At 44.1% G+C, this 7,105-nt stretch carries 7 protein-coding genes and 2 pseudogenes; 5 read left to right on the forward strand and 4 right to left on the reverse strand.

What is annotated here, in order from left to right; genetic code table 11:
• Positions 1-98 precede the first annotated feature (98 nt).
• The gene (locus tag A3I3_RS11175; RefSeq protein ID WP_018372324.1) at positions 99-287 is read left to right on the forward strand and encodes a hypothetical protein; all 189 of its coding nucleotides are present in this window, start codon (positions 99-101) and stop codon (positions 285-287) included.
• Here the strand turns inward: A3I3_RS11175 and nrdF are convergent.
• The 3 genes from nrdF to nrdH form a co-directional block, all read right to left on the reverse strand.
• Positions 269-1,228, reverse strand: coding sequence for a class 1b ribonucleoside-diphosphate reductase subunit beta (gene nrdF, locus A3I3_RS0108700; RefSeq protein ID WP_018372325.1), 960 nt, complete (start codon positions 1,226-1,228; stop codon positions 269-271). The genes A3I3_RS11175 and nrdF overlap by 19 nt on opposite strands.
• Positions 1,229-1,379: 151 nt before the next feature.
• Positions 1,380-3,539, reverse strand: a complete 2,160-nt coding sequence (gene nrdE / locus A3I3_RS10300; RefSeq protein ID WP_018372326.1) for a class 1b ribonucleoside-diphosphate reductase subunit alpha — start codon at positions 3,537-3,539, stop codon at positions 1,380-1,382.
• 69 nt (positions 3,540-3,608) lie between these two features.
• The gene (nrdH, locus tag A3I3_RS0108715) at positions 3,609-3,827 is read right to left on the reverse strand and encodes a glutaredoxin-like protein NrdH (protein WP_018372327.1); all 219 of its coding nucleotides are present in this window, start codon (positions 3,825-3,827) and stop codon (positions 3,609-3,611) included.
• A gap of 395 nt (positions 3,828-4,222) precedes the next feature.
• Between nrdH and A3I3_RS0108720 the strand changes: the two genes are divergently transcribed.
• The 4 genes and pseudogenes from A3I3_RS0108720 to recA all read left to right on the forward strand — a co-directional run bounded on the left by A3I3_RS0108720 (position 4,223) and on the right by recA (position 6,821).
• A complete protein-coding gene (locus tag A3I3_RS0108720) occupies positions 4,223-4,486 on the forward strand; it encodes a phosphocarrier protein HPr (RefSeq protein WP_018372328.1) in 264 nt (87 codons plus the stop codon).
• Positions 4,487-4,498: 12 nt separating this feature from the next.
• Positions 4,499-4,861, forward strand: a pseudogene (locus A3I3_RS11180) (phosphoenolpyruvate-utilizing N-terminal domain-containing protein); the annotation flags it as partial.
• Between the two features lie 39 nt (positions 4,862-4,900).
• Positions 4,901-5,611, forward strand: a pseudogene (locus tag A3I3_RS11185) (nicotinamide-nucleotide amidohydrolase family protein); the annotation flags it as partial.
• Between the two features lie 61 nt (positions 5,612-5,672).
• Complete coding sequence (gene recA / locus A3I3_RS0108730) at positions 5,673-6,821, forward strand: recombinase RecA (protein WP_018371615.1); 1,149 nt, start codon at positions 5,673-5,675, stop codon at positions 6,819-6,821.
• 76 nt (positions 6,822-6,897) lie between these two features.
• Here recA and A3I3_RS0108735 read toward each other — a convergent pair.
• The coding region (locus tag A3I3_RS0108735) for a transposase (RefSeq protein WP_018371614.1) at positions 6,898-7,105 on the reverse strand (208 nt) is incomplete at its 5' end.

Here is a 7,105-nt window from a genome sequence, read left to right on the forward strand (position 1 = left end):
ATGATAGAAGGCGTGGAAGTGACAATCCTCCAAAGTATTCACCACTTTTTCAATCGTAAAGACGAGATGGTCTTGTGGCAAGAAAGAACTGATTTCTAGTGGTAAAGTTGTTTGATTTGTGTTATAGTGAATATGCATGGGATAGCCTTTCTAAATGGTTTATTGTGCAATTCTATTTTACCAAGACTATCGCAACCATGCAAAAAAGCAACGGATTTGCCGTTGCTTTTTTTGGAGATAAGGGACTATTGTCCCAGGCTCTTGATATTTATAATCCCATAAGATAATCGTCGTCTTGCATGGCTTCGACTTCACCGAGCAGGTAGCCATTTCCGACTTGCGAGAAGAAGTCGTGGTTGCTGGTTCCGGTCGAGATACCGTTCATGACGATTGGATTGACATCGTCAGCTGTGTCAGGAAAGAGCGGGTCTTGCCCCAAGTTCATCAGTGCCTTATTGGCATTGTAACGGAGAAAGGTTTTGACTTCCTCGGTCCAGCCGACACTGTCATAGAGGCTTTCCGTATAGCCTTCTTCGTTTTCGTAGAGCTTGTAGAGCAGGTCATACATCCAGTCGCGGAAGTTGTTTTGCTTTTCTTCGGACAATTCGTTAAAGCCCAGCTGGAATTTGTAGCCGATGTAAGTTCCGTGAACCGATTCATCGCGGATAATCAGCTTGATAATTTCAGCGACGTTGGCAAGTTTGTTATTGCCCAAATAGTAGAGCGGCGTGAAGAAACCAGAGTAGAAGAGGAAGGTTTCCAGAAAAACGCTAGCAACTTTCTTCTCTAAGGCATTGCCATTGAGGTAGATTTCGTTGACAATTTCCGCCTTCTTTTGTAGATAAGGATTGGTATTGGTCCATTCGAAGATTTCATCAATTTCCGCCTTGGTGTTGAGGGTCGAAAAGATAGATGAGTAAGACTTAGCATGGACAGATTCCATGAATTGGATATTATTGAGGACGGCTTCCTCGTGCGGTGTGCGCGCATCGCCGCGGATGGCTTCAACACCTGATTGTGACTGCATGGTATCAAGCAGGGTCAAGCCGCCAAAGACCTTACCAACCAAGTCCTTTTCCTTGTGGGACAATTTTCTCCAGTCGTCCAAGTCGTTGGACAAGGGGATGCGCGTGTCCAGCCAGAATTGCTCGGTCAGCTTTTCCCAAGTTGACTTATCAATAATGTCCTCGATAGCATTCCAGTTTATGGCTTTGTAGTAAGTGTTCATAGTGGTTCCTTTTTACATAATCTAAAAGTTTGTAGCGCAGTAGTTGTCTGGCTTCTCCCTACGCTTTTTCAAGCTCGTGACAAGCCTAGTCAACCTTGCATGGTAGGACGACAAAGCAAAATCAGAGATTTTCTGGCTTTTGTCCTAGTCCCTAAATCACACAGCTTTCGCATTGGTTGGCGCCGACTTCGTCTCCATTATCCGTAAAGGTACGGACATAGTAGATTGACTTGATGCCTTTGTTAAAGGCATAGTTGCGCAAAATTGATAGGTCGCGCGTGGTTTGCTTGCTTTCGTGCTTCCATTCGTAGATGCCTTGTGGAATATCGCTGCGCATAAAGAGCGTGAGCGAGAGCCCTTGGTCTACGTGCTCAGTTGCTGCAGCGTAAACATCAATCACCTTGCGCATGTCCATATCGTAAGCGCTGGTATAGTAGGGAATGGTCTCGGTAGAAAGCCCAGCCGCTGGATAGTAAATCTTTCCGATTTTCTTTTCTTGGCGTTCTTCAATCCGCTGCGTAATTGGGTGGATTGAAGCAGAGACATCGTTGATGTAGCTGATAGAGCCGTTTGGCGCCACTGCTAAGCGGTTTTGGTGGTAAAGTCCGTCTGCCATGACCTTGTCACGAAGAGCCGCCCAGTCGCTAGCTGTCGGGATGAAAATTCCTTCAAACAATTCTTTGACGCGGTCTAATTTTGGCAGATATTTGTCCGTTAGATATTTATCAAAGTAAGTACCGTTAGCGTAGTCCGATTTTTCAAAGTTATGGAAAGTCACGCCGCGTTCGCGAGCGATATTGTTTGACTCGACCAAAGTCCAGTAGTTCATGAGCATAAAGTAGATGCTGGTAAATTCCACGGCTTCAGCTGACCCGTAATCAATGAGCTGTTGCGCCAGATAGCTGTGGAGACCCATTGCCCCTAGTCCAAAGGTATGCGCTTGGCTGTTACCGTGGTCAATGGTTGGCACGGCCTTGATGTGTGAGCTGTCCGTAACGAAGGTCAGCGCGCGGGTCATAGTGCGGATTGATTTTCCAAAGTCAGGCGAAGTCATCATGTTGACCACATTGGTTGAGCCCAGGTTACATGAAACGTCCGTTCCCATTTTCAGAAATTCTTGCGCATCGTTGATGAGGCTCGGCTCTTGTACTTGAAGGATTTCCGAGCAAAGGTTACTCATGATAATCTTGCCGTCCACTGGATTAGCGCAGTTAGCCGTGTCAATATTGACGACATAAGGGTAGCCAGATTCTTGCTGCAACTTGGAAATTTCTGTTTCCAAATCGCGTGCCTTAATCTTGGTCTTGGTAATCTTAGGATTGGCAACTAGCTCATCGTATTTTTCCGTGATGTCAATATAAGCGAAAGGAAGGCCGTATTCACGCTCGATTGAGTAAGGGCTGAAGAGGTACATGTCCTCGTTTTTGCGTGCCAATTCGTAGAATTTATCAGGAATGACCACACCGAGAGACAAGGTCTTGACCCGCACTTTCTCATCCGCATTTTCCTTTTTGGTAGAAAGGAAAGCGACAATGTCAGGGTGGAAGACATTGAGGTAAACCACACCAGCCCCTTGGCGTTGTCCCAGTTGGTTAGAGTAGGAGAAGCTGTCTTCAAAGAGCTTCATGACAGGAACGACACCAGATGCTGCTCCCTCGTAACCCTTGATTGGAGCACCGGCTTCTCGCAGGTTGCTGAGGGAAATGCCGACCCCGCCTCCGATACGAGACAGTTGCAGAGCTGAGTTAATGGAGCGACCGATTGAGTTCATGTCGTCCGTTACTTGGATAAGAAAGCACGAAACCAATTCACCACGGCGCGCGCGTCCCGCATTGAGGAAACTTGGTGTCGCTGGCTGATAACGCTGGTGGATAATTTCGTTGGCGATGTTCTTGGCAATCTCTTCATCACCGTTGGCAAAGTAGAGGGCGTTAAAAAGAACGCGATCTTCCATACTTTCCAAATAGTACTCGCCGTCGTTAGTCTTGAGGGCGTATTGATTGTAGAATTTGTAAGCTGCCATGAAGGATTTAAAATGAAAATCCTGCTCATGGATGAAAGCTGTCAATTCCTCAATATATTCGGGACGGTAGAGTTTAATGAAAGCCTCTTCCAAATAATTTTCTTCTATTAGATAGTTGATTTTTTCAGTAATAGAAGAGAAGGACTTGGTGTTTGGCTCAACATTTTCTTTAAAGAAAGCGTCCAAGGCTTCCTTGTCCTTGTGGAGCATGATTTGCCCGTTGATCGGACGGTTGATTTCGTTGTTTAAGCGGAAATATGATACGTCGCTTAGATTTTTTAATCCCATAAAAATTCCTATCTAAGTTTTTTAAAAAGCACAAAAAAAGAAAGGTCTTCTATTTATGAAATAGAAGAATTAAGCTAAGTTTTTCAATTTTGCTGGCTGAAAACCAGAAAAGCTTTCAGTCGGTGTTTGAATGACTGGTGCAGCAGAAAAACCAAGATTTTTCACGTGAGCGATATATTCTGGCTGTTCGTCCAGATTGATTTCGCGATATTCTACATGATTTGTATCTAAAAAGCGTTTTGTCATCTTGCATTGGACACAATTATTTTTTGAATAAATGGTTACCATAAGTCTAAACTCCTGAAAAAATAAATTCTGTAATCAGTATACCAGAAACAAGGAAAATGTCAATATTTTGTGCTCAAAATCTTTTTGTTGGAAATTCAAACACAATATATAGTGTTTTTGTAGTATAACTTTAAAACAGAAAACACGTGAAAGCAAATGGCGTAGAGGCTTGAGAGCTATTATAAAAAATAAATCTGGTGTTTTTGCAAGTTGTTTTGATAGCATATTTAAAGTGGTTAGGCAAAACAAAGAACTTTCACGAGTATTTCAGGAATTTCTCTGAAAAAGACAAAAGAGAGGTCATAAAATTCTTGAAAAAGTTTTCCTGCCGTGGTATAATACTAAGTTGTAAGGGTTATCAAGCCCAAAAAAGATTACAAAAGGAGAGTCTAACTATGGCTTCTAAAGAATTCCACGTTGTGGCAGAAACTGGTATCCACGCACGTCCTGCAACTTTGCTTGTTCAAACAGCTAGCAAATTTGCTTCAGATATTACTCTTGAATACAAAGGTAAATCTGTAAACTTGAAATCTATCATGGGCGTAATGAGTCTTGGCGTTGGTCAAGGTGCTGATGTTGTGATTTCAGCTGAAGGTGCTGATGCTGACGATGCTCTTACTGCTATCACAGAAACTATGGAAAAAGAAGGGTTGGCATAAAACATGACAGAAATGCTTAAAGGAATTGCAGCATCTGACGGTGTTGCTGTTGCAAAGGCATATCTACTTGTTCAACCAGACTTGTCATTTGAAACTGTTTCAGTTGAGGATACAAGCGCAGAGGAAGCTCGTTTAGATGTGGCTCTTGAAGCTTCTCAAAACGAGCTTTCTCTTATTCGGGAGAAAGCAGTAGATAGCCTTGGTGAAGAGGCAGCGCAAGTTTTTGATGCTCACTTAATGGTTTTGGCTGATCCAGAAATGATCGGTCAAATCAAAGAAACCATCCGTAATAAAAAAGTCAATGCAGAAGCAGGACTTAAAGAAGTCACAGACATGTTTATCACGATTTTTGAAAATATGGAAGACAACCCATATATGCAAGAACGTGCGGCAGATATTCGCGATGTGACGAAGCGTGTCTTGCGTTTCTTTGGCATTGGTGAAAGTCAGCTGGTTACGATTTTGGCGGATTTGATTGACAAGCAGACCGACCCGACCATTGCTCCTTATGCAAAGACGGGTGAAGTGACCCTGCGTTTGTCGACCAAGGCGATTAGTCAGGAGCTAGCCAATCTCAAGCTGGATACGGTGGAGCAGGAAATTCTGGCGCATGGGAATTTAGCAGAGCTTTTTTATGGCTGTGGCGATGATAATTCTTTGGCGAAGACGACTTTTGACTTGCTGAAAGAAACGGGCAAGACCATAACTGCGGCAGAGAGCCTGACAGCGGGACTGTTTCAAGCTAGTTTAGCTGATTTTTCAGGCGCTTCTGCTGTTTTCAAGGGTGGTTTTGTCACTTATAGCATGGAAGAAAAGAGCAAAATGCTGGACATTCCGCTAGCAGACTTGAAAGAGCAGGGAGTAGTCTCGACTTTCACGGCTGAAAAAATGGCAGAGCAGGCACGAAAACTGACTGAGAGTGACCTAGCGGTGAGTTTGACTGGAGTGGCAGGGCCAGACAGTCTGGAAGGGCAGCCTGCAGGGACGGTTTTCATCGGCTTAGCAACGGCGGAGAAGGTCGAGTCTGTTCGGGTCAATATCGCAGGCAGAAGTCGCTCAGATGTGCGAGAAATTGCTGTTCTACACGCTTTTAATCTAGTACGAAAGACTTTATTAAAAGCCTAAATTTTGGTATAATGATAAGAGTGCCGATTTGCAACTTTTTAGAAAAAAACAGGAGAAATAAATGGCGAAAAAACAAAAAAAATTGGATGAAATTACGAAAAAATTTGGCGATGAACGCCAGAAAGCCTTGGACAATGCCTTAAAAAATATCGAAAAAGATTTTGGTAAGGGTGCGATTATGCGTCTGGGTGAGCGAGCTGAGCAAAAAGTTCAGGTCATGAGCTCAGGAAGTCTGGCTCTGGACATTGCTTTGGGAGCTGGTGGTTATCCTAAGGGACGGATTATTGAGATTTACGGACCAGAAAGTTCTGGTAAGACGACGGTAGCCCTCCACGCGGTTGCGCAAGCGCAAAAAGAAGGCGGAATTGCTGCTTTTATCGATGCTGAGCACGCTCTGGATCCTGCTTATGCAGCTGCCTTGGGAGTAAATATTGACGAGCTCCTCTTGTCTCAGCCGGATTCAGGGGAGCAAGGTCTGGAAATCGCTGGGAAATTGATTGACTCAGGTGCTGTTGATTTAGTTGTCGTTGACTCGGTGGCAGCCCTGGTGCCGCGCGCTGAAATTGATGGCGATATCGGTGACAGCCACGTTGGTCTGCAAGCTCGGATGATGAGCCAAGCCATGCGTAAGTTGTCAGCTTCCATTAACAAAACCAAGACCATTGCTATTTTCATCAACCAACTACGGGAAAAGGTCGGCATTATGTTCGGAAATCCCGAAACAACACCAGGTGGACGCGCGCTCAAGTTCTACGCTTCTGTCCGTCTAGATGTGCGTGGAAATACGCAAATCAAAGGGACAGGCGACGAAAAGGACACCAATGTTGGTAAGGAAACCAAGATTAAGGTCGTTAAAAACAAGGTCGCTCCGCCGTTCAAGGAAGCCTTTGTCGAAATCATGTATGGCGAAGGGATTTCAAAAACGGGTGAGTTGATTAAGATTGCAACTGATTTGGATATTATCCAAAAGGCAGGGGCTTGGTACTCCTACAAGGGCGACAAGATTGGGCAAGGCTCTGAAAATGCCAAGAAATACTTGGCTGACCACCCAGAAATCTTTGAAGAAATTGACCGCCAAGTACGGGTCAAATACGGTTTGATTGAAGGAGTAGAAACAGAAGACTTAGAAACTGAAACCGCGAAACAAGAAGAACCGAAACAAGAAGAAGTTGTTCTTGAGTTGGATGACGCCATTGAAATTGAAGAGTAAAAGCAAAGAGCCTGGGACAAAATAATTCTCAGCCACAAAAAAAGCTAGAGCTTCCCAATTGCGGAACTCTAGCTTTTTAATTTTGAGTCGTTCTCTTATTGTATTTTAGGAGGTTATTGGCCATAAGTACCAATCCCATGTCAATTCTCACTTGACGCTTCCCTCTCAGATTACATCTCTTGTAACCCAAACAAGCCTTTATCTGCCCAAAGACAGGTTCCACATCAATCTTGCGTTGAGCGAAAATCTGTCTACCTTGGGGAGATAAAAGCGCCTGACATTCT

The sequence above is a fragment of the Streptococcus massiliensis DSM 18628 genome, from assembly GCF_000380065.1.
Lineage (GTDB): Bacteria > Bacillota > Bacilli > Lactobacillales > Streptococcaceae > Streptococcus > Streptococcus massiliensis.

Excerpts from the sequence above, each read along its gene's own strand:
- nrdF (WP_018372325.1), bottom strand. The coding sequence starts at position 1,228 with ATGAACACTTACTACAAAGCCATAAACTGGAATGCTATCGAGGACATT.
- nrdE (WP_018372326.1), bottom strand. The coding sequence starts at position 3,539 with ATGGGATTAAAAAATCTAAGCGACGTATCATATTTCCGCTTAAACAAC.
- nrdH (WP_018372327.1), bottom strand. The coding sequence starts at position 3,827 with ATGGTAACCATTTATTCAAAAAATAATTGTGTCCAATGCAAGATGACA.
- A3I3_RS0108720 (WP_018372328.1), top strand. The coding sequence starts at position 4,223 with ATGGCTTCTAAAGAATTCCACGTTGTGGCAGAAACTGGTATCCACGCA.
- recA (WP_018371615.1), top strand. The coding sequence starts at position 5,673 with ATGGCGAAAAAACAAAAAAAATTGGATGAAATTACGAAAAAATTTGGC.